This is a genomic window from Novosphingobium sp. HII-3, assembly GCF_002916655.1.
Lineage (GTDB): Bacteria > Pseudomonadota > Alphaproteobacteria > Sphingomonadales > Sphingomonadaceae > Novosphingobium > Novosphingobium panipatense.
Window position 1 is genome coordinate 1 of the sequence record NZ_PPSM01000032.1, and the last position, 22,148, is coordinate 22,148.

A 22,148-nucleotide genomic window follows, 5' to 3' on the forward strand; every position below is an offset into this window, starting at 1 on the left:
ATCCCCCAAAGGCCCTCTTCGCGTTCCCCTCGAACGCACACAATCGGTGACGCGGGGTGGAGCAGCCCGGTAGCTCGTCAGGCTCATAACCTGAAGGTCGCAGGTTCAAATCCTGCCCCCGCAACCATACTCAATAAAACCCTACAGAAACGCCCAGCGCGGCCGTGCGCACGTGAGAGCATCCTCCGATGTACGACGCCCGGTGATGGTGTCCTTCTGTCCGACGCACGCCTCGTGCTGGAACCTAATCTCTATGGGCGTGCCGTTCGGGAGGCTCGTGCGGACCTCTGCCACTGCGGCAGTAAACTCTTTTTTAGACCCCTCCATGGAGAGTTCGTTCTGCGCGTAATGGGTGGCCGCGCCGCCAGCTTCACATAGCCGAGTTGTTTCAACTCGCGGCTTACGGCCCTCTGATCGATCAACACCCCAAACTCGTCGTGGAGCTATGCACGAGGTCGATCAGCCGCCACCGCACCACGCGATGGATCGCCGGGATCGGCCCGCGCTCGACCATCTCGGCAAGCGCCCCGCGCCGGGCATCATCAAGGATCGAGCGCTTGCTTGGGGCCTTGCCGTCCAGCAGTCCGTCCGGCCCTCGAGCATCCAAGCGGATCAGCCGGTCGCGTACAATCTGCAAAGTGACGCCGCCGATCCGCCCTGCATCGCTACGGTTGCCTCCATCGTATATCTGCGCAAGCGCCAGCAAACGACGAATTTGCGGGGCGCTCCTGGACCATCGCACCAGACGCCAACGTGCCGCTTCGTCGCGATCATTCCCAAACCCAATTGCCGGACCCATCTGCCCGCCCTCTCAATGCAGGACGGCATTGATTGAGACTTTGCCGTTGTCAGCACGCACCTGGTGCAAGGAGGCGTCTTCGGCTCTTCCGCAAGAGCTTTCGCCTTCATAGCAACCGGCGTCAGCAGCGATGCTTAGGAATAAAGCCTCGCGATTGGCGCCGCCACAGGTATCCGGCTCCCAGAGGCGGCTGCTCCTCGACTGGCGACGACAACTCTCGCAATGGTACCAGGCCCGCGAGCGTACGCTAAAAAGCACACCCTTGGATGCCACTCCAGCACCGCCAGGGAGCGCCTTGCATGTCGCAGAGAAGAACATCCGGTTTGATTGCTTACCTCCGGCAGGGGCAGGAGACCGGGCGCGAATGGTTTGAGCGGATCACGCACACGGCCACGGGCGCACAGAGCCTCCGGGCGTTTTGCGAAATGGATGACGTGGGCCTGACGCGCGACGTCACCTACTTCCTCGGCCAAGATGGCCGCCCGGTCGATGCGTTCTGCCGGGTGACGCTGGACGGGGATGTCAAGGGCACGGCACTTTTCCTCCAGGAAGATGGTGCCTTCGAGTGCGAGGCTCGCACCGTCGATTTGGGTCGGGTGTCGCAGCGGCTGCCTACGCCAGAAGGTGGTCGGTATCTCGGCCTCCATCCGCTGGTTGGAGACGCCCTCGCAGCCGTAGCACGAGGTACATCGAGTCCGGGAGAGTTTCTGCCGGTCCAGGGGGTCACCAACTCGATCTCACCCAACGGCGATCAAGGGCTCATCGCGATTCCTGTCACCATCGACGTCGCCTATCAGGGAGAGGAAGAGGTGACGGTGAGGGCGGGTACCTTTGCAACCCGACGCTACGCACTTCGATGGTCGCCGGAATGGCCCGCCGCTGATCTGTGGGTGACGGAGGCGGAGGCGCTTTTCGTCAAGCTCTGCTGGGAGATGGTGGACGCCGCCTACGAACTCGTGGAGTTGAGACGCGACGCGTGACCGTTGACCGCCAATGCAAAAAGAAAAGGCCGCAGACCCGGTTGGGGCTGCGGCCTTTTTCATCGAGACTGGAGGCCTTCAGCGGCTCGCAAGACCCTTGTTGAGCCAGAGGGCGATCAAAGTCGCAAGGGCGCCGGAGAGCAGGTAACCACCCGATGCGATAAGGCCGAAGTTCACCGAAAGGAGTAGCGCTGCCAAGGGGGCGAAGCCGGCGCCGAACAGCCATGCAAGGTCGCTGGTCAGTGCGGAGCCTGTGTAGCGATGGTCTGTCGAGAAGGTCGAGGCGACGACACCGGACGACTGGCCGAAGGCAAGGCCGAGCAGGATGAACCCGACGATCATGAACACCAGCTCGCCAGCCGTGCCGCCGTCGAGAAGCTGTGGCGCGAAGCCGCTGAAGACGGCAATGCCGACGGCGCAGGTTCCGAGCAGGTTGCGCCGGCCGTAACGGTCAGCAAGGCGGCCCGAGGCAATGAGCGCGACCACGCCGAAGGCGGCGGCCAGGACTTCGATCAGGAGGAAGCGGGTGGGGGCTTCGTCGGTGAAGAGGAACACCCAGGACAGCGGGAACACGGTGACCATATGGAACAGCGCAAAGCTCGCAAGCGGAGCGAATGCGCCGATGACGATGGTGCTGCCCTCCTTGCGAAGCGTGTCGGTCACGCTCACCGGCTGAAGGTCGCGGCTTTCGAACAGCGTCTTGAACTCTTCCGTCACGACGATGCGCAGACGAGCGAAGAGAGCAACCACGTTGATCGCGAAAGCGACGAAGAAGGGATAGCGCCAGCCCCAGGCAAGGAAGTCGGCGGCGGGCAGCGCGGCGATCATGAACGCGAAGAGGGCGCTGGCGACGATGAGGCCAAAGGGCGCGCCGAGCTGGGGAATCATCGCATACCAACCGCGGCGCCTTTCGGGTGCGTTGAGCGCGAGCAGCGAGGCGAGACCGTCCCAGGTGCCGCCAAGAGCAAGCCCCTGTCCCAGGCGGAAAAAGGCGAGAAGCCATATCGCCTGCTCACCCAGGCTCTCATAGGTTGGCAGGAAGGCGATCGCGGCCGTCGAACCGCCGAGCCCGAAGAGCGCGATCGTCAGCTTGACGCCCCGGCCATACGCGCGGTCAACCGCCATGAAGAGAAGCGAACCGATCGGGCGCGAAATGAAGGCAAGCGCAAAGATCGCGAACGAATAGAGCGTACCCGTGAGCGGGTCGACGAAGGGAAAGAACAACTTCGGGAAGACCAGCACCGAGGCGATGGCGTAGACGAAGAAGTCGAAGAATTCCGAGGTGCGGCCGATGATCACGCCGATCGCGATCTCGCCCGGCGAGATCGTGTGGTGCGGCTTGAACGTCGGCAGCCCGAGTTCCTCGCGGGTCGGTGGATTGCTGGTCGTGCTCATCTGGCGTTTCGCGGCCTTCGTCTGCTGTTAACACGCGGAACGCAGGAAGGGGTCCGCGCGTTCCGCGAATCGGCCGCGCACGAAAGGCGCGCGGCTTCACATTCGCCGCCCTATTGTCATTGTACGGGCGCAAGGGGATTGGACAAAATGTCCTATGTTCGCATCCGCAGCACGAGCCTAGGCGACGCGCCATGCATCCGTCCGAGTCACGCCTGAGTCCGCCCGGCCGCCCCTTGGCGCCCCGGCCAACCCGCATCCTGCGCCTGCTGGGAGCTGCCGGTCTTGCGACCCTGCTCACCGGCTGCAACACGCTTGTCCTAAATCCGTCAGGTGACGTGGCGCGTCAGCAAGGCGACCTCGTCGTCGTTGCGACGTTGCTCATGCTGCTGATCGTGGTTCCGGTCATGCTTGCCGTGGTGATCTTCGCGTGGCGCTACCGCGCCTCGAACAAGGACGCGCCCTACGAGCCGGACTGGGACCACTCGACTCAGCTCGAACTGCTGATCTGGGCGGCGCCGCTGCTGATCATCATCTGCCTTGGCGCCGTGACCTGGACCAGCACGCACCTGCTTGATCCCTATCGGGCCATTGGCCGGATCGACCAAGACACCAAAATCACCCGGGACATGACGCCTCTGGAGGTGGAAGTTGTCGCGCTCGACTGGAAGTGGCTGTTCATCTACCCCGAGCAGGGAATTGCGACCGTCAACGAACTGGTCGTGCCGACCGGCCGTCCGCTGAACTTCCGCATCACCGCCTCCAGCGTGATGAATTCGTTCTATGTTCCTGCCATGGCAGGGCAGATCTACGCCATGCCAGGCATGGAAACGCGCCTGCACGCGGTGATGAACGAGAATGTCGAATCCTTCGGCCTCTCGGCGAACTATTCGGGCGCCGGCTTCTCGAACATGCGCTTCAAGATGCGCGCCGTGTCCGACGCCGACTTCGGCAAGTGGGTCGGGGAAGTGAAGACCACCGGCGCGACGCCGCAGCAGGTGGCGCAGCTTTCGGAGATGCCGCTGCACAACGGTGTCTCGCCCCGCCCGATGGGCGGCAACCTCGATCGCGCCGCTTACCTCGAACTGGAGAAGCCGAGCGAGAAGGTGCCCGCCATCCGCTTCGCCACCGTCGAGCCCAAGCTGTTCGACGCCGTTGTCGACATGTGCGTCGAGCCGGGCAAGATGTGCATGAGCGAGATGATGGCAATCGACGCACGCGGCGGCCTCGGCAAGGCCGGTATCCGCAACGTGCAGATGCTGGCTTACGACAAGACCGGCCGTCAGGCGACGCTCGCTTCGACCGGAAATCCGAACGAGGCGGTCCGTCGGGAGTTGGCATGGGTTCGCGCCCTCTGCGAGCAGATGCCCGGGCAGGTCCGTGACAGCACCGTCAAGGCGCCGGACGATCTCCGCTCGCTGAGCGGCGCAGGCATCGCCGCACCACAGTCGATCGGGTTCGGCAAGGAGGATGCGGCTGCCGTGTCTTCGGCCAAGCCCGCACACGTTTCCCTGATTTCGCGGAACTGACAGAACAATGGCAATCGAAGCCGTAGACCACTCCCACTGGAGCCCCCTCTTGGGGCGCCTGTGGCTGGACGCCATCCCGCAGGACCCCATCGTGCTTGCGACCTTCGTGGCCGTGGCGCTGGGCGGCGTCGCCCTTGTGGCGGCCCTCACCTACTTCAAGCTCTGGGGCTATCTCTGGAAAGAGTGGTTCACCAGCGTCGATCACAAAAAGATCGGCATCATGTACATGATCCTGGGTCTGATCATGCTGCTACGTGGGTTCGCCGACGCGGTGATGATGCGTATCCAGCAGGCGATGGCGTTCAATGGCAGCGAGGGCTACCTGAACGCGCATCACTTCGACCAGATCTTCACCGCCCACGGCGTGATCATGATCTTCTTCGTGGCGATGCCGTTCGTGACCGGCCTCATGAACTATGTCGTGCCCCTGCAGATCGGCGCGCGTGACGTCAGCTTCCCGTTTCTCAACAACTTCAGCTTCTGGATGACGACCGCCGGTGCGGTCCTCGTCATGATGTCGCTGTTCATCGGTGAGTTCGCGCAGACCGGCTGGCTGGCCTATCCGCCGCTCTCCAATCTTGCGTACAGCCCGTGGGTCGGTGTCGACTACTACATCTGGGCCTTGCAGATCGCCGGTGTGGGCACCTTGTTGTCGGGCGTGAACCTCATCTGCACGATCGTGAAGATGCGCGCGCCGGGCATGACTCTGATGCGCATGCCGGTGTTCACCTGGACCTCGCTGTGCACCAACATCCTGATCGTGGCGGCGTTCCCGGTGCTGACAGCGGTGATGACCATGCTCACCATGGACCGTTACCTCGGGTTCAACTTCTTCTCGAACGACTTCGGCGGCTCGCCGATGATGTACGTCAACCTGATCTGGATCTGGGGCCACCCCGAGGTCTACATCCTCATCCTGCCGCTGTTCGGCGTGTTCTCGGAGGTCACCTCGACCTTCTCGGGCAAGCGCCTGTTCGGCTACTCGTCGATGGTCTACGCGACCCTCGTCATCACCATTCTCTCCTACCTCGTGTGGCTCCATCACTTCTTCACGATGGGCTCGGGCGCCAGCGTCAACTCGTTCTTCGGCATCACCACCATGGTGATCTCGATCCCGACCGGCGCGAAGCTGTTCAACTGGCTGTTCACGATGTACCGCGGCCGCATCCGCTACGAACTGCCGATGATGTGGACGGTGGCGTTCATGCTGACCTTCACGGTCGGCGGCATGACCGGCGTCCTGCTCGCAGTACCGCCTGCCGACTTCGTGCTGCACAACTCGCTGTTCCTGATCGCGCACTTCCATAACGTGATCATCGGCGGCGTGCTGTTCGGTCTTTTCGCGGCGATCAACTTCTGGTGGCCCAAGGCCTTTGGCTTCAAGCTCAACCAGTTCTGGGGCAAGGTCAGCTTCTGGCTGTGGGTCCCGGGTTTCTGGTTCGCCTTCATGCCGCTCTACATCCTGGGCCTGATGGGCGTGACCCGCCGTATGCGCGTGTTCGACGATCCGAGCCTGCAGATCTGGTTCCTGATCGCCGGTTTTGGCGCGGCGATGATCGCAGGTGGTATCGGCGCGATGCTCATCCAGTTCGCGGTGTCGATCTGGAAGCGTGACGAGCTGCGTGATGAAACCGGCGATCCGTGGAACGGCCGTACGCTCGAGTGGTCGACCTCGTCGCCGCCGCCGGAGTACAACTTCGCCTTCACGCCGATCATTCAGGACCTTGATGCCTACGACGACATGAAGCGTTGCGGCGTGACCCGTCCGGTCCAGGGCTTCCTGCCGATCCACATGCCCAAGGGGACGGGAACCGGCATCATACTGGCCGGCCTGTCGACGGTGCTCGGCTTCGCGATGATCTGGTACATCTGGTGGCTGGCTGCCGTGGCCTTCCTTGGCATCATCGGCTACGCGATCTTCCACACGTTCAACTATGACCGCGACTACTACATCCCGGCCGAAACCGTGGCCGAGACGGAAGCTGCGCGGACCCGCCAGCTCGAAGCAGCGGGAGCCTGAGACATGACCGCAACGACCATCAACGCACAGAGCAATCTCAGCCCGGACCAGCTTCGCGCCGCGTTCTACGAGCTGGAGGAGCACCACCATCCGGAAGGCGGCAGCACCATGCTGGGCTTCTGGATCTATCTGATGAGCGACTGCCTCATCTTCGCGATGCTGTTCGCGGCCTACGGCGTGCTGGGTGGAAATCTGGCCGCCGGACCGGGACCGAAGGATCTCTTCGACCTCAAGCTGATTGCGCTGAACACGGCGATGCTGCTGTTCTCATCGATCACCTACGGCTTCGCCATGCTGGCCATGGAGAAGAACGACAGGGCACGCACGCAGCTGTGGCTTCTGGTGACGGCTGCCTTCGGTGCGGCGTTCCTCTTCATCGAACTTTATGAGTTCAGCCACCTGATCCACGAAGGCGCGACGCCGATGCGCTCGGGCTTCCTGACCGCGTTCTTCTCGCTGGTGGGCACGCACGGCCTTCACGTCACCTTCGGCCTGATCTGGCTGTTCACGCTCGTGATTCAGATTTCGAAGAAGGGCCTGATCCCGGCCAACAAGCGCCGCCTCATGTGCCTGTCGCTGTTCTGGCACTTCCTTGACGTCATCTGGATCGGCGTCTTCACCTTCGTCTATCTGATGGGAATGCTCTGATGGCCGAATCCTACTACGCCAAAGCCGAAAAGCACGTTCATCCCAACGCGGATGCTCACGATGGCGAACACGGCAGCCTCGGTTCGCTGCGCGAATACGTTGTCGGCTTCGTCCTGTCGGTCATCCTCACCGCCATCCCGTTCTGGCTGGTGATGAGCGGTGCCATCGAGGACAAGCAGACCACCGCGCTTGTCATTATGGCCTTCGCGATCGTGCAGATCGTCGTTCACATGATCTACTTCCTGCACATGAACACCAAGTCGGAGAACGGCTGGACGGTGATGGCGCTGATCTTCACGATCGTGCTGGTCATCATAACCCTGGCTGGCTCTCTGTGGGTCATGTTCCACCTCAACACCAACATGATGCCCATGACACACGACATGGGGCAGCTGCCCTGACCGGGGGGCCTTCATCGGACACAAGCGGAGCGCGGCGGCCCATCGGGCTTGCCGCGCTTCTGCTTGTGGTGCTCGGCGTATTCGTGGCGCTCGGCGTGTGGCAGGTGCAGCGCAAGGCCTGGAAGGAGGCGCTCATTGCCCGCGTCGAGGCGCGGGTCCATGCGGCTCCGGTGGCACTGCCGCCCGACGCGAAGCTCGGGCCGGAGGTCGAGTACCTGCGCGTAGGCCTGTCGGGCGTTTACGACGGCGCTGCGACCGCGCTGGTGCGGGCAGCCACGGAACGCGGAACGGGCTACTGGACGATGACCCCGCTGCGCCTCGATGACGGGCGCCTGGTATGGATCAACCGCGGTTTCGTTCCGGCGGGGACCACTGCCGCACAGGCCGGCGCTACCGCTCCTAAGGGAACCGTGTCCGTGGTGGGCCTGCTGCGCCTGCCTGAGCCCAGGGGCAGTATCCTGCAGTCCAATCAGCCGCAGGCGGATCGCTGGTATTCGCGCGATGTGGCGGCCCTGGCGCAGAAGCGAGGGCTGGGCCCGGTGACGCCTGCCTTCGTCGACGCGCAGCAGGAACAGGCCGCGCAGCCCTCCGCATCGGCGCTGAAGCCGGTTCCGGGGCTGACGCAGGTCCGCTTCCCCAACAGCCATCTGAGCTACGCGCTGACGTGGTTCTCGATGGCGGCGCTTTCGCTGGTCGCCCTGATCTTCGTCTGGCAGCGGGCGTGATCCGGCGCTTCGCCGCCTTCTTCGCCCCGCCGGATGTCGCGGCAAGCTCGCCGAGCCGGTCGAGCGTCATTCTTCTCACACAGCTACGCTGGATCGCCGTGTTCGGCCAGTTGGCCACCATCATCGTGGTGGCAACGGCGCTGGACGTGCGTTTGCCGCTGGCGCCGCTGCTGCTGGCGCCGCTTCTGCTGATCCTTGTCAATGTGGCGGTCGCCCGCATACTGCTGCAGCGCCGCGCATTCTCGCAGAGGGAGCTGTGCTCGGCGCTGATGATCGATGTCATTGCCCTGTGCTGGCAGCTTTACCACTCAGGCGGGGCGACCAACCCGTTCACCTTCCTGTTCCTCCTCCAGATCGTCATCGGTGCGATCATCCTGGAGGCGCGGTGGAGCTGGTTCGTGGCGCTCAATGCCTGCCTCTGCATGGCCCTGCTGACGTTCCGCTACGTGCCGCTGCGCCTTCCCGATCCTTACGCACAGGACCCCTTCCGTCTCTACATCTACGGCAGCCTGTTCTGCTTCGTGCTGGCCGCGGTGCTGCTGATCGTCTTTGTCGAGAGGCTGGACCGTAACCGCAGGGACAGCGATGCGCAGCTTGCGGCTTACCGGCACCAGGCGGCGGAAGAGGATCACATCATCCGCATGGGACTGCTGGCGTCCGGCGCCGCGCATGAGCTCGGCACGCCGCTGTCCTCGATCTCCGTGATCCTGGGGGACTGGAGCCGCGAACCGGCGATCGCGCAGGATCCGGACATGGCGGCCGATCTGGCCGATGTGCGGCGTGAGCTGGAGCGCTGCAAGACCATCGTGACCGGCATCCTGATGTCGGCCGGCGAGGTTCGGGGCATTGATCCGGCGGTCACGGACGTGCGCGCGTTCGTCGAGGACATTGCGGAGGAATGGCGGGTGCGCACTCCCGGCGAGCTTCGGCTCGTGGATCGCATCGCTGAGAACGTGCAGATCATAGCGGATCCCGGGCTGCGGCAGATCATCGGCAACGTCATTGACAACGCAATCGAGGTATCGCCGGACCTGGTGCTCATTGAAGCGTGGCTGGAGGGCGCCGGGCCGGGCAGGCAGCTCGTCTTCACCGTCAGCGATCGCGGCCCCGGCTTTGCCGCCGATGTGAAGGCGCGGATCGGGCAGCCCTACACCTCCACCAAGGGGCGGGATGGCGGCGGCCTTGGCCTCTTCCTCGTCGTGAACGTGATCCGCAAGCTCGGCGGGCTGGTCTTGGTCGAAAACCGCGAAAGCGGCGGCGCCAGCGTGCAACTGACGATTCCTCTCGCTACACTGGCGTTCGAAAGCGACGCACGGGAAGAAACGCCATGACCGAGACCGTCAGCGCCATTGGCGAAAGCGGCGCAAGCCTGCTGATCGTCGAGGATGACCCGACATTCGCACGCACCCTGCGGCGATCCTTCGAGCGACGAGGATATCGGGTGGCTTCCGCGGGTACGCCCGAGGAGGCGGAGGCGCTCTTTGCCGGAGAATGTTTCGATTACGCGGTGGTCGACCTGAAACTCGGCGCCGCGTCCGGCCTCGCCGTGGTCGAGTCGCTCAACGCCCATTCGCCCGAAACGCGCATCGTCGTCCTCACCGGCTATGCCAGCATCGCGACCGCCGTGGAGGCGATCAAGCTGGGTGCTGCTCACTATCTGGCAAAGCCCTCCAACACCGATGATATCGAGGCAGCCTTCGCGAGCCTGCGCGGTGATGCGAGCGTGCCCGTGGAGGGTCGTAAGACCTCGATCAAGACGCTGGAATGGGAGTACATTCACCAGACGCTGGTCGAGTGCGACTTCAACATTTCCGAAACGGCGCGCCGCCTCGGACTCCATCGGCGTACCCTCGCGCGGAAGCTTGAGAAGCGACAGCTTTGAGATTGCAGCCTTTTTGCGTTATGCCGCGCACAATACGCGCAAACGGATGACCCTACCTCCTATGATTGTATTCCATGGCCAGCTGTGACGTGTGCGTTGTGCGCAACAGGGCGATCTGTTCCGCACTCGATTCCAGGGAACTGAGCGCCCTCAACGCGATCGGTCGCACCCGCATGCTTGAAGCAGGCGAATCGCTGATCTGGGAGGGCGAGGATTCGGTGTTGGTGGCGAACGTCATCGACGGCGTCCTCAAGCTCTCCACCAACACAGAGGACGGCCGGGAGCAGATCGTCGGGGTGGTCTATCCGTCCGACTTCATCGGACGCCCCTTCGGCGGCACGACAGGCCACGGGGTGACGGCCCTGACCGAAGCGGAGGTCTGCGTTTTCTCGCGGCGAGATTTCGACGCCTTCGCGCGCGAGCACCCCGCTCTCGAGCACAAGCTTCTGGAGCGCACGCTCGGCGAACTCGATCGCACCCGCCGCTGGATGCTGCTGCTCGGCCGCAAGTCCGCGTCCGAGAAGATGGCGAGCTTCCTGGTGGAGATGTCCGAGCGCCTGACAGGCTCAGGGTGCCGGGTCGACCCGGCCAGCCCGAACCGTCGTATCCTGACGCTTCCCTTCTCGCGCCAGCAGATCGCGGACGTTCTTGGACTGACCATCGAGACGGTCAGCCGCCAGTTCACGCGGCTGCGAAACGAAGGCGTGATCGATATCCCGTCACGGCGGGAGGTCGCCATCCTCGACTTCGACGGTCTGGTAGCCGAAGCCGGCTAACAGCCCGTCGCAGGTGGCCGGTTTCCTGCTGCGATGCAGGAAACCCGAGCGCTCCTGCGACGTTGAAGCGGGAATGTTCCATTCCCCTATCGCCAGGTCGCATGCAGCAACTGCCGGGCACTCTCACTCCGGCCTGTTCAGTCGCCACGGCGCAGAACTGTTCCTGCGCAATGCGGTGTCGTCCTGCCTGTGTTTCGTTGTCGACATGGCGCTGATCTGGGTGATGGTCGCGCACCTTGGGATGGATAAGTTCGCGGCGGTAGCCCTCGGCTTCCTTTTCGCCAATTCGCTGAACTACGTCCTCGCCCGCGTCTGGGTTTTTCGCGAAAGCGACCGCGGCATCTTCACCGGCTATGTCTATTACCTGGGCAATGCCATGATCGGCCTTGCGGTGATCCTTGGGGGTTTCGCCCTGCTCACGGGGCCGCTGGAGACACACTACCTGGTGGCGCGGGTCATCGTTTCCCTGTGCTCGGGCCTTCTCGTGTTCATTCTGAACGCGACGCTCAATTTCCACGAGGTGTGAAAGCCCCCCGCCCGCAAGGGGCGGGAGGCTCCACTCAGAACCGGTACGAAAGGCCGGCGCTGACCACCCAGGGATTGAGGTCGTGCCGGGTCTTCAGCACCTTTGCGCCGTCAGCATAGAAAGTGGCGGTCGGTTCGATGAAGTACTTCTTGGCGTCAAGCGAGAGGCCATAGCCCTTCGTGCCCAGGGCAACGTCGATGCCGCCCTGCAGCGCCACCCCAAGGGAGTTTGACATCTTCACCCTATCCACCCCGAGCGCTCGCGCGGTCGAGCCCGGCTTCTCGTCGAAGACGACGAACAGGGCCGGGCCTGCGCCCAGGTAGGGCTTGAGCGGGCCGCCGGTGTCCAGGTGGAACTTGGCGGTGATCGTGGCAGGCAGGATCAGCACGTGGTCGACGAGCCGGGTCCCGGCAAGATCGGCGGCACCATTGACATGATGCTGGGTGAAGCAGCAGATCGTCTCGACCGAGAAAGCCTTGGTGACGAAGTACTCGACGGCGATTGTGGGGACGACGTTATCGTTCGCTTTCGCGTCGACGTCGGTCACACCCATGCCGGCCAGTGTACCGGCCAGTGCGGGATCAATGGATCTGACGGCGTCGATCCCGCCGTCCGGCAACACGCCCGTTGCAAGCAGCTTCACCTGCACCTTCCCGTCCGGACTGCCGGCGAGGGCGGGTGTGGCCAAGGCGGCGGCACCGGTTGCGAGAGCGGCTGCGAGCACGGTTACTTTGCGCATAGGATGTGTTCCGGAGAGCCGCCGGGGCCGCACCATGCGTGTCCCCTTTTGCCTGAGCGGCCCGGGAGCCATTTGCGCGCTTCATTCCGCAAGCGATTTGATCGCGCTCAAAAGCAACGATTTTTCGCGATCAGGCGAGACTTTCCCTTTTTGATCGCCGTCAATGCCGCGGCTGAGGAATCGGACCAAGGGCAAGGTCCGATCAGTAATTTATCCCGAAAAGAGAAGGCATATGGTTTCGGTCCTTGCACGGACGGGCGTCTGGCTCGCCGTGCTCTTCCTGGCCGTGATCGCGTCTGCGTTCGCGGCGGATCAGGGTTTCGCCATGCACATGGCCATCGTAGCGTTCGCTGCGTTCGCCGCGCTGTGGTTCACGGTGCGCAGCGCGGATTATGACGGTTTCGCCCGGGGTGTCCTGCGCTTCCCGGACGCGGGGCGCTACGATGACGATCCGATCCGCTGGGGTGTCATCGCCACCGTATTCTGGGGCATGGCGGGTTTTCTCGCCGGCGTCTTCATCGCCGCGCAGCTCACCTGGCCGGTCCTGAACCTCGAGCCCTATCTGAACTTCGGACGGGTTCGCCCGCTGCATACGTCGGCCGTCATTTTCGCTTTCGGCGGCAACGCGCTGATCGCCACCAGTTACTATGTGGTGCAGCGCACCTGCCGGGCGCGGCTTGCCTTCCCGGGCGTCGCCCGCTTCGTGTTCTGGGGCTATCAGCTGTTCATCGTGCTGGCGGCCACCGGCTATCTCTTCGGCACCAGCCAAGGCAAGGAATACGCCGAGCCGGAATGGTACGTCGACTGGTGGCTGACCATTGTGTGGGTCGCCTACCTCGCGGTCTTCGTCGGCACGATCGTCAAGCGCTCCGAGCCGCACATCTACGTCGCCAACTGGTTCTATCTCGCCTTCATCGTCACAGTGGCCATGCTGCACGTGGTCAACAACCTCGATCTGCCGGTAAGCCTGCTGGGCTCCAAGAGCTACCCGCTGTTCGCGGGCGTGCAGGGCGCGCTGGTGCAGTGGTGGTACGGCCATAACGCGGTCGGCTTCTTCCTGACTGCCGGCTTCCTGGCGATGATGTACTACTTCGTGCCCAAGCAGGCGGAGCGGCCGGTCTACTCCTACCGCCTGTCGATCATCCACTTCTGGTCGCTGATCTTCCTCTACATCTGGGCGGGGCCGCACCACCTCCACTACACCGCGCTGCCCGACTGGGCGCAGACGCTGGGCATGGTGTTCTCGATCATGCTGTGGATGCCGAGCTGGGGCGGCATGATCAACGGGCTGATGACGCTGAACGGCGCCTGGGACAAGGTCCGCACCGACCCGATCATCCGCATGATGGTGATGGCGCTCGCCTTCTACGGCATGAGCACCTTCGAAGGGCCGATGATGTCGATCAAGAGCGTCAACTCGCTCTCGCATTACACCGACTGGACCATCGGCCACGTCCACTCGGGAGCGCTGGGCTGGAACGGGATGATCACCTTTGGCGCGATCTACTACCTCGTGCCGCGTCTCTGGGGGCGGGAACGCCTTTACTCGCTGCGGATGGTGAACTGGCACTTCTGGCTCGCGACTCTGGGCATCGTCTTCTACGCTGCCAGCATGTGGGTGGCGGGCATCACCCAGGGCCTGATGTGGCGCGAATACGGCGCTGACGGCTACCTCGTGAACACTTTTGCCGACAGCGTGGCCGCACTGCATCCGATGTACGCGCTGCGCGCCTTCGGAGGCCTGCTCTACCTCGCGGGCGCCGCGGTCATGACCTTCAACGTCTGGGCCACCATCCTTGGCCGGCTGCGCGAGGAAAAGCCGCTCCATGACGCCGCCTTCGACCCCGCCGCCGATCGCCCGATCGTCGCGGCCGCCTGAGGGGACATCCCATGCCTACCATCGTAGAACGCCACAAGACTCTCGAGAAGAACATCACCCTGCTGGGCCTCTGCTCGCTTCTTGTCGTGGCCATCGGCGGCATCGTGGAAATCGCGCCGCTGTTCTGGATCGACAACACCATCGAGCGGGTTGAGGGGGTACGTCCCTATACCCCGCTCGAACAGGCCGGCCGGGACATCTACGTGCGCGAAGGATGCTACACCTGCCATAGCCAGATGATCCGTCCGTTCCGGGATGAAGTCGAACGCTATGGCCACTACAGCCTTGCCGCGGAATCGATGTACGATCATCCGTTTCAGTGGGGCTCCAAGCGCACCGGGCCTGACCTGGCGCGGGTCGGCGGGCGCTACTCCGATAGCTGGCACGTACAGCACCTGAAGGACCCGCAGTCCGTCGTGCCGGAATCCGTAATGCCAAGTTACGGCTTCCTGGCGGAGCGGGACCTCGACGTGCCCGATGTTGCTGCAAACCTCACCGCGCTGCGCCGCGTGGGCGTGCCGTACACCGATCGCGACATCGGACGCGCGCTTGCAGATCTTAACGCCCAGGCCGATCCCGAAGCCGATGCGGGTGACCTCGCCGCGCGCTATCCCAGGGCCCAGGTGCGCGACTTCGACGGCGATCCCAAGCGGGTGACCGAGATGGATGCGCTGGTCGCCTACCTGCAGGTCCTCGGCACGATGGTCGATGTCAACGCGGCTGCCGCTCAGGAGAAGCTTGCGACGGAGAAGGGCCGGTGAGCACGCATTCCACCTACGACCTGCTCCGCCACTTCGCGGACAGCTGGGGCCTGCTCGTCATGCTCGTGATCTTCCTCGTGCTGGCGGCATGGCCCCTGCGGCCCGGACAGCGCGGCCGCAACGAAACGGCCGCCACTATGATCTTCAAGGACGAGAACGATGGCTGACAACCACAAGCGCGCGGGCCGTCTGGACGAGGCCACGCGGACCGAGACCGTCGGCCATGAGTGGGACGGGATCGAGGAGCTGAACACGCCGCTGCCGCGCTGGTGGCTCTGGACCTTCTATGCCTGCATCGTCTTCGCCATCGGCTACTGCATCGCCTACCCGGCCTGGCCGATGCTCGCGAGGGGCACCGAAGGCATGCTCGGCTGGACCAGCCGGGGCGAGCTGGACAAGGAGATGAAGCAGGCCGCCGACGCGCGAGCAAGGACTGTTGCCGCGCTTGCGGACATGCCGATAGAGGAGCTTGCCCGCCATCCCGAACTGATGCGCGCGGCGGTGGCCGGCGGCGCGGCGGCCTTCAGGATCAACTGCGTGCAATGCCACGGCGTGGGGGCGGCGGGTTTCAAGGGCTTTCCAAACCTCAACGACGACGACTGGCTCTGGGGCGGCGACCTGAAGGCCATCGAGACCACACTCATCCACGGCATACGCCAGCCGGGCGATGCGGCGACGCGGCAGTCGGCCATGCCGGCATTCGGCGCGGACGGCCTGCTGCCTCCTGAGCAGATCGAACAGGTTGCCGATCATGTGCTTTCGCTCTCCGGCAAGTCGCGCCCCAGCACGGCAGGAGCCAGGGTGTTCGCGGACAACTGCGCCGTTTGCCACGGACCCGCAGGGCAAGGCAGCCGCCAGTTCGGTGCCCCGGACCTGACGGACCCGATCTGGCTCGACGGCGGCAGCAGGGCGGAGGTTATCGCGCAGATCACAAGGCCGCACATGGGGGTTATGCCGGCCTGGGCCGGGCGTCTCGATCCCGTGACGATCAGGATGCTGGCGGCCTACGTCCACTCGCTCGGCGGGGGTGAGGAAGCGCCTGCCGCGATGCCGGCGAGTGCTCCGCCCGCCGTCCCCGCGCCCTGACGGCGCCAGCCCTGCGGGACGCACGAGAATGGATCAGTCCACTGCATCCGGCAGCACACGTGCTTCGCTCTACGCGAGGCACGAGCCGGTCTTCAATCGCCGCATCGACGGCAAGTTCCGGCGCATCAAGTGGGCGGTGATGGCGCTCTGCCTGATCGTCTACTGGGTCACGCCCTGGCTGCGCTGGGACCGTGGGTCCTACGCACCGGATCAGGCCGTGCTGATCGATCTGGCCCACCGCCGCTTCTATATGTTCGGCATAGAGATCTGGCCGCACGAGTTCTATTTCGTGGCGGGTCTGCTCATCATGGCGGGCATAGGCCTTTTCCTGGTGACGAGCGCGGTAGGCCGCGCCTGGTGCGGCTATGCCTGCCCGCAGACGGTGTGGACGGACCTGTTCCAGCACGTTGACCGGCTGATCGATGGTGATCGCAATGCGCGAATGCGGCTCCACAAGGCGCCATGGGGGCCGGCGAAGATCGCACGGCGGCTGGTAAAGTGGTCCATCTATCTCGTGATCAGCTTCGCCACGGGCGGCGCGTGGATCTTCTACTTCGCGGACGCTCCCACGCTCCAGCACGCGTTCTGGACGGGCACGGCGGATCCCGTCGCCTATGCCACGGTCGCCGTGCTGACGGCCACGACCTTCGTGCTGGGCGGCTTCCTGCGCGAGCAGGTGTGCATCTATATGTGCCCCTGGCCGCGCATCCAGACGACGATGCTTGATGAAAAGTCGCTCATCGTCACCTACAAGGACTGGCGCGGCGAACCGCGTGCCAGTGTCAAGAAGGCGCAGAAGGCACCGGATCTCTACGGAGACTGCATCGACTGCGCCCAATGCGTGGCGGTATGCCCCACCGGTATCGACATCCGCGAGGGGGCTCAGGTGGGATGCATCACCTGTGCCTTGTGCATTGACGCCTGCGACCGGGTGATGAAGGAGGTCGGCCGTCCCCGTGGCCTGATCGACTATGCGACGCTGGAAGATGCCGAGGCGGAGCAGGCCGGCCATGCGCCGACCCGCCATCGGAAGCTGATCTGGCGTCCGCGCACCCTGGTCTACGTGGGCGCATGGGCAGGCATTGGGTTTGCCCTGCTGTTCCTTCTGGGGGCGCGCGTGCACACCGACCTCACCGTCAGCAAGGATCGCAACCCGCCCTACATTCTCCTGAGCGATGGCTCGGTGCGAAACGCCTATACGCTGCGTCTGCGCAACATGCAGGGGCGACCACGGCGGATGGAGATCGCACTGGACGGATTGGCCGGTGCGGAAATGTGGGCGGACGACAGCCGTCGTGCCGCGGCCGGTCGGCGTATCGTCCGCACCGTCCCGGCGGACGCTACGTACCCCTTGCGGATTTACGTAGTGGCTCCTCAGGCGACATCGGGACAGGACTTCGTGTTTCGTCTCCGGGCGCTGGGCGAGCCCGATGAGATGGACACCGCCGAAGTCCGCTTCGACACGCCGCAGGAGGCGACACCATGACCGTCACGAGCCCAAAGCCCTTCACCGGCCGCCATATGGCCGCCATACTCGTTTCCGGCTTCGGAGTGGTGATCGGCGTCAACGTCAGCATGGCGACCCTTGCCAGCACCACGTTTGGCGGCATCGTCGTCGAGAACTCCTATGTCGCCAGCCAGCAATTCAATCGCTGGCTGAGCGAAGCCGCCAGGGCGAGGGGGCTTGGCTGGCGGCTCGATGCAGGGCGGAGCGACGGCCATGTGAAGGTCTCTCTTGATCTCGGTAGCACGCATGCCGCCTCGGCGCGCATCGGTGCGGTCGCTCGCCATCCTCTTGGCCGGCTTGCGGACGTGCCGCTCTCCTTCCGCCGCACGCCAACCGGGTGGGTGAGTGTTGAGCCGCTTCCGGCTGGCAGATGGATCGTGCGCTTCGATGTGGAAGCGGGGGAGGCGCGGTGGCGCACCGAGCAGGAGATCGGCGCATGAACGCTCCTGCACCTGCGCTCCGCCCCGCTCTCGCTGCCGGGCCTGAGAGGATGCTGGACAGCCGCTTCACGGTTCCCGGGATCCGCTGTGCGGGCTGCATTGGCAAGATCGAACGGGGCCTTTCCGCCCTGCCGGGCGTGGAGAGCGCCCGCGTCAACCTGACGGCGAAGCGCGTCGCGGTCAGCCACGCCGCGTTTCTCGATGAGGACATCCTGATCGAGGAACTGCGAAAGCTGGGCTTCGAGGCCGGGCGCGCCGTCGACAACCCGCTGGCGCGCGACGACGGCGAGACGAAGCGGCTCGTGCGGGCGCTGGCCGTGGCCGGCTTCGGCATGATGAACGTCATGCTGTTCTCCGTGTCGGTCTGGTCCGGAACGGACGCCGTTACGCGGGAGCTGTTTCACTGGATCAGTGCGCTTATCGCCATTCCGGTCGTGGTCTATTCCGGGCGCCCGTTCTTCGCCTCCGCGTGGATGGCGCTGCGTCATGGCCGCACGAACATGGATGTGCCGATAACGATCGGCGTGGTCCTGGCCACAGCCATGAGCCTGCATGAAACGGTGACGGGCGGAGAGCACGCCTACTTCGATGGGGCCGTCATGCTGCTGTTCTTCCTCCTCGCCGGGCGTACGCTCGATGCGATGATGCGGGGGCGGGCACGCTCGGGGATTGCCGCTCTGCTCGGCCGGATGGGCCGTGGGGCACAGGTCCTCGGTGAAGATGGCGGGACCCGCTACGTCGAGGCCGAAAAGCTGGAGCCCGGCATGGTCATGCTCGTGGCGGCGGGCGAGGCACTGGCGGCCGACGGCGTGGTCGAGGAAGGATCGACCACGATCGACGCATCAATGCTCACCGGCGAAAGCGACCCGCAGGCGGCGGGGCCGGGCGACCGCGTCCATGCCGGTATGGTGAACCTCGGGAACCCGGTTGAGGTGCGCGTCACGGCAGCGGCGCAGGATACAGCGCTAGCCGACATCGCGCGGCTGATGGACCACGCGGGCCCGTCCCGTTCGCGCTACGTCCAGATAGCCGACCGCGCCGCGCGTCTCTACGCGCCTGCCGTACACACGCTGGCCCTGCTGAGCTTCTGCGGCTGGATGCTGGCCGGAGCGGGCGTGTACAAGGCGCTGACGATCGCCACCGCCGTGCTCATCATCACCTGTCCCTGCGCGCTCGGCCTTGCCGTACCGGCGGCGCAGGTGGTGGCGGCGGGAACTTTGATGCGGCGCGGGCTGCTCATCAAGGATGGTTCGGCCCTGGAGCGGCTGGCCGAGGTCGACGATGTCCTGCTGGACAAGACCGGGACGCTCACCCTCGGGGAACCGAGGCCGATGACGCTGGCTCTGCTTGGCCCGACCAGCAAGGGCATCGCGCTGGGTCTGGCGCAGGCGAGCCGTCATCCCCTGAGCCGGGGTCTGATGCGAGCGCTGCGCGAAGACGGTGTGCAGCCGGCCGACGTGACCGATCTGCACGAGACGGCCGGCACTGGAATCCGCGGACGTTTCGAAGGCCGGGATGTGGCGCTTGTCCGGCCTGCCGCCACGGGCGGGGCGGCAGGCACCGAACTCGCCGTCGATCTCGTCATCGAAGGCGCGCGCACCCGCATCGCCTTTGGCGACCCGCTGCGGCCCGATGTGCCGGCGACGCTCGATGCGCTGCGGGCGCAGGGCCTCACCGTCAGTATCGCCTCCGGAGACCGTACCGAAGCCGTCGCCGCGCTTGCCCGCACGCTGAACCTCTTCGCCGCTGCCGCCATGCGGCCTGCCGACAAGCTGGCGCTTCTGGAACGCCGTGCTGCCGCCGGTCGCAAGGTGCTGATGGTGGGAGACGGGTTGAACGACGGCCCGGCCCTTGCCGGAGCGCACGTCAGCCTCGCTCCCGGCAGCGCGAGCGACGTATCCCAGCAGGCGGCAGACGCGGTTTTCGTGGGTGAGCGACTGATGCCTCTTGCCCTTGCGATCAAGGTGGCGCGGGCGACGATGCGGGTGGTGCGTCAGAACTTTGCCACAGCCGTGCTGTACAACGTCCTGGCGGTACCGTTGGCCATCATGGGGCATGTGACGCCGCTTGTGGCGGCCCTTGCCATGTCGGGCAGTTCGGTGTTGGTAGTGGGCAACTCTCTGCGGCTCGCCCGCGCGGCGGGACCTAAGGAAGGGAGAGAGCAGGCATGACGATTCTGGGCTTGATGATCCCGCTGTCGCTGGGAATGGGCCTCTTCGGGCTCGGTGCGTTCTTCTGGTCCATGCGCACGCGCCAGTACGAGGATCTGGACGGCGCGGCGAACCGCATCCTGATCGATGAGGACAATCCGGGACCGGAGGGCGCCTGATGCGCCTTCTTCCCCTCTTCGGGGCCGTTGGCATGATCCCGGCGATGATCGGGCCCCTGAAAGCCGAGGCCAGCGTCCTGCCGACACTTCTTTGCAGTGGCGGCACCGTCAGCCTTCCCGCTCCCGTTCCCGACGCTCCGCCGGGCCCGGGGCAGGGGCCATGCTGCGCCAAGGGCTGCCATTCGCATGGCAAGCGCAAGCGTGTTGATCAATCGCAATGACCGAGGCTGCCGCTTAAGCCACGTCGAACGGCATGTGGACCTATCACCCCGATCTTCTCGCGATTCCCGTACCGCGCTACACAAGCTTCCCGACTGCGGCCGAGTTCGTCGACGGCACGGGCGGCGAACTGTTTGCCACGGCCATCGATGGTGTCAGCGGCGATGTGTCGCTCTACGTTCACATCCCCTTCTGTGAGAAGATCTGCTGGTATTGCGGCTGCAACACCGGCGTGGCCAACCGCACGGCGGCAAGTGCGGAGCGGGTGGCCCGCTACCTCGACGCCTTGCACAAGGAAATCGTTCTCGTTGCCGAGCGGCTTCCCGGCACAGCGCGGGTGGCGCGCCTGGCGTTCGGCGGGGGGAGCCCCAACGGGATCTCGCCGATAGACTTCGTGCGACTGGTCGATGCGCTGACGCTTCAGTTCGAAACATCGAGGCCGATGATGTCCATCGAACTCGATCCGCGAACCCTCACCAGTGACTGGGCCGCTGTCATCGCGGCGGTCGGAATCGAGCGGGCAAGTCTCGGCGTCCAGACGTTCGATTCCCGTCTGCAGCAGGCCATCGGGCGTATTCAGCCAGCGCGGATGATCGCGGACGCCACCGCCATGTTGCGCAAGGCCGGGGTCCGTTCCCTCAATTTCGACCTTATGTACGGCCTGCCCGGCCAGACGATGGCCGAACTGGAGGACTCGCTGGAGCGGACGGTCGCTCTCGGCGCGGATCGCATCGCCCTGTTCGGTTACGCCCATATTCCGCACCTGATCGCGCGCCAGCGGAAGATCGACGCCCGGGACCTGCCCGATGCCGGGGCACGCTTCGCGATGGCGGCGCACGGCTATGAATTCCTGACCCGGAGAGGCTACATCCCGGTCGGCTTCGACCACTTCGCTCTTCCCACGGACCCGCTGGCCCGCGTGACCCTCGAAGGCAAGCTGAGACGCAATTTCCAGGGCTTCACGGATGAACAGGCGCCTGTGCTGCTGGGGCTGGGGGCTTCGGCGATCTCAAGCTTTCCTGGCCTCCTCGCACAGAACGAGAAGAACACGGGCCGCTACCGCACGATGCTGTCGCAGGATCGCTTCTCCGCCACGCGCGGGATAGAACGCAGCCTGGACGATCAGCGGCGGGGAGCGGTGATAGAATCTCTGCTGTGCCGCAGCCGGGCACGGCTCGACCCGGAGTTGCGGGATGCCGCTCTGCCGCTTCTTCAGCCTTACCGCGAGGCGGGACTTTGCGACCTGGAGGGCGAAGAACTGGTTATCGCGCCTGCCGGGCTCCCCTATGCCCGCTCCATCGTGGCGCGCCTTGATCCGTACCGGCAGGGATCGCTGCGAAAGTTCAGCGCGGCGGTCTGACGCGGCTGCGCCGGTAAGCCTTCTGAGAACACCGGGAATAAAAGGGGCCACGGACCGGACCGGAGCACCGGGATAAAAAAGGGCCAGTCCTGTTAGACCTTCGCTTTTGTGCGGAGGTGGAAGGATGAAGAGAGTGGAGCTTTATCAGCA

General features: G+C 64.6%; 23 protein-coding genes and 1 tRNA gene. 22 read left to right on the plus strand and 2 right to left on the minus strand.

Translation table 11 applies throughout. From position 1 onward, the window contains the following. Positions 1–50 precede the first annotated feature (50 nt). From C2R25_RS12505 to C2R25_RS12520, 3 genes are all read left to right on the plus strand, one after another. Positions 51–127, plus strand: a tRNA-Met gene (locus tag C2R25_RS12505). Between the two features lie 318 nt (positions 128–445). Beyond that, a complete protein-coding gene (locus tag C2R25_RS20460; RefSeq protein ID WP_103729530.1) occupies positions 446–835 on the plus strand; it encodes a hypothetical protein in 390 nt (129 codons plus the stop codon). A 287-nt stretch (positions 836–1,122) separates the two neighbouring features. Next, positions 1,123–1,779 carry a hypothetical protein gene (locus C2R25_RS12520; protein WP_103729531.1) on the plus strand — a complete coding sequence of 219 codons (657 nt, stop codon included), beginning with the start codon at positions 1,123–1,125 and terminating at the stop codon, positions 1,777–1,779. A 78-nt stretch (positions 1,780–1,857) separates the two neighbouring features. On the opposite strand, the gene C2R25_RS12525 is transcribed toward C2R25_RS12520, so the two are convergent. After that, positions 1,858–3,174 (minus strand): MFS transporter, encoded by a 1,317-nt coding sequence (locus C2R25_RS12525; protein ID WP_103729532.1) that lies wholly within the window; start codon positions 3,172–3,174, stop codon positions 1,858–1,860. Between the two features lie 191 nt (positions 3,175–3,365). Here C2R25_RS12525 and cyoA point away from each other — a divergent pair, with 191 nt between their 5' ends. The 9 genes from cyoA (at position 3,366) to C2R25_RS12570 (ending at position 11,678) form a co-directional block, all read left to right on the plus strand. After that, the gene (cyoA, locus tag C2R25_RS12530; RefSeq protein ID WP_103729533.1) at positions 3,366–4,700 is read left to right on the plus strand and encodes a ubiquinol oxidase subunit II; all 1,335 of its coding nucleotides are present in this window, start codon (positions 3,366–3,368) and stop codon (positions 4,698–4,700) included. Between the two features lie 7 nt (positions 4,701–4,707). Next, positions 4,708–6,720 (plus strand): cytochrome o ubiquinol oxidase subunit I, encoded by a 2,013-nt coding sequence (gene cyoB, locus C2R25_RS12535; RefSeq protein ID WP_199183824.1) that lies wholly within the window; start codon positions 4,708–4,710, stop codon positions 6,718–6,720. A 3-nt stretch (positions 6,721–6,723) separates the two neighbouring features. Next, positions 6,724–7,368 (plus strand): cytochrome o ubiquinol oxidase subunit III, encoded by a 645-nt coding sequence (gene cyoC, locus C2R25_RS12540; RefSeq protein ID WP_103729534.1) that lies wholly within the window; start codon positions 6,724–6,726, stop codon positions 7,366–7,368. Continuing rightward, on the plus strand, positions 7,368–7,769 hold the full coding sequence (cyoD, locus tag C2R25_RS12545) for a cytochrome o ubiquinol oxidase subunit IV (protein ID WP_103729535.1): 402 nt from the start codon (positions 7,368–7,370) through the stop codon (positions 7,767–7,769). The genes cyoC and cyoD overlap by 1 nt, the downstream gene beginning before the upstream one ends. Before the next feature lie 65 nt (positions 7,770–7,834). Next, on the plus strand, positions 7,835–8,494 hold the full coding sequence (locus C2R25_RS12550) for an SURF1 family protein (protein WP_103729536.1): 660 nt from the start codon (positions 7,835–7,837) through the stop codon (positions 8,492–8,494). Continuing rightward, on the plus strand, positions 8,494–9,825 hold the full coding sequence (locus C2R25_RS12555) for an ATP-binding protein (RefSeq protein ID WP_369825706.1): 1,332 nt from the start codon (positions 8,494–8,496) through the stop codon (positions 9,823–9,825). Before C2R25_RS12550 ends, C2R25_RS12555 begins: the two co-directional genes overlap by 1 nt. Beyond that, positions 9,822–10,376, plus strand: a complete 555-nt coding sequence (locus C2R25_RS12560) for a response regulator transcription factor (protein WP_103729537.1) — start codon at positions 9,822–9,824, stop codon at positions 10,374–10,376. The genes C2R25_RS12555 and C2R25_RS12560 overlap by 4 nt, the downstream gene beginning before the upstream one ends. A gap of 74 nt (positions 10,377–10,450) precedes the next feature. Next, the gene (locus C2R25_RS12565) at positions 10,451–11,152 is read left to right on the plus strand and encodes a Crp/Fnr family transcriptional regulator (protein ID WP_103729538.1); all 702 of its coding nucleotides are present in this window, start codon (positions 10,451–10,453) and stop codon (positions 11,150–11,152) included. Positions 11,153–11,225: 73 nt separating this feature from the next. Next, positions 11,226–11,678, plus strand: a complete 453-nt coding sequence (locus tag C2R25_RS12570; protein ID WP_103729539.1) for a GtrA family protein — start codon at positions 11,226–11,228, stop codon at positions 11,676–11,678. Positions 11,679–11,712: 34 nt separating this feature from the next. On the opposite strand, the gene C2R25_RS12575 is transcribed toward C2R25_RS12570, so the two are convergent. Continuing rightward, positions 11,713–12,417, minus strand: a complete 705-nt coding sequence (locus tag C2R25_RS12575) for an OmpW family protein (protein WP_103729540.1) — start codon at positions 12,415–12,417, stop codon at positions 11,713–11,715. Positions 12,418–12,649: 232 nt separating this feature from the next. Between C2R25_RS12575 and ccoN the strand changes: the two genes are divergently transcribed. From ccoN to hemN, 10 genes are read left to right on the plus strand one after another with little or no spacing between them, the layout of a single operon-like run. Further along, positions 12,650–14,296, plus strand: coding sequence for a cytochrome-c oxidase, cbb3-type subunit I (ccoN, locus tag C2R25_RS12580; protein ID WP_103729541.1), 1,647 nt, complete (start codon positions 12,650–12,652; stop codon positions 14,294–14,296). A gap of 11 nt (positions 14,297–14,307) precedes the next feature. Then, positions 14,308–15,057 (plus strand): cytochrome-c oxidase, cbb3-type subunit II, encoded by a 750-nt coding sequence (gene ccoO, locus C2R25_RS12585; protein ID WP_103729542.1) that lies wholly within the window; start codon positions 14,308–14,310, stop codon positions 15,055–15,057. Further along, a complete protein-coding gene (locus tag C2R25_RS12590; RefSeq protein ID WP_103729543.1) occupies positions 15,054–15,224 on the plus strand; it encodes a cbb3-type cytochrome c oxidase subunit 3 in 171 nt (56 codons plus the stop codon). Before ccoO ends, C2R25_RS12590 begins: the two co-directional genes overlap by 4 nt. Further along, entirely contained in the window at positions 15,217–16,143 is a 927-nt protein-coding gene (gene ccoP, locus C2R25_RS12595) for a cytochrome-c oxidase, cbb3-type subunit III (protein ID WP_103729544.1), read from the plus strand. The genes C2R25_RS12590 and ccoP overlap by 8 nt, the downstream gene beginning before the upstream one ends. Before the next feature lie 28 nt (positions 16,144–16,171). Further along, positions 16,172–17,629 (plus strand): cytochrome c oxidase accessory protein CcoG, encoded by a 1,458-nt coding sequence (gene ccoG, locus C2R25_RS12600; RefSeq protein WP_103729545.1) that lies wholly within the window; start codon positions 16,172–16,174, stop codon positions 17,627–17,629. Continuing rightward, positions 17,626–18,090, plus strand: coding sequence for a FixH family protein (locus C2R25_RS12605; RefSeq protein WP_103729546.1), 465 nt, complete (start codon positions 17,626–17,628; stop codon positions 18,088–18,090). The genes ccoG and C2R25_RS12605 overlap by 4 nt, the downstream gene beginning before the upstream one ends. Then, a complete protein-coding gene (locus C2R25_RS12610; RefSeq protein ID WP_103729547.1) occupies positions 18,087–20,261 on the plus strand; it encodes a heavy metal translocating P-type ATPase in 2,175 nt (724 codons plus the stop codon). Before C2R25_RS12605 ends, C2R25_RS12610 begins: the two co-directional genes overlap by 4 nt. Next, a complete protein-coding gene (gene ccoS / locus C2R25_RS12615; protein ID WP_103729548.1) occupies positions 20,258–20,419 on the plus strand; it encodes a cbb3-type cytochrome oxidase assembly protein CcoS in 162 nt (53 codons plus the stop codon). The genes C2R25_RS12610 and ccoS overlap by 4 nt, the downstream gene beginning before the upstream one ends. Further along, on the plus strand, positions 20,419–20,640 hold the full coding sequence (locus C2R25_RS12620; RefSeq protein ID WP_103729549.1) for a hypothetical protein: 222 nt from the start codon (positions 20,419–20,421) through the stop codon (positions 20,638–20,640). The genes ccoS and C2R25_RS12620 overlap by 1 nt, the downstream gene beginning before the upstream one ends. Before the next feature lie 32 nt (positions 20,641–20,672). Next, positions 20,673–21,998 carry an oxygen-independent coproporphyrinogen III oxidase gene (hemN, locus tag C2R25_RS12625; protein WP_103729550.1) on the plus strand — a complete coding sequence of 442 codons (1,326 nt, stop codon included), beginning with the start codon at positions 20,673–20,675 and terminating at the stop codon, positions 21,996–21,998. Positions 21,999–22,148: the final 150 nt, after the last annotated feature.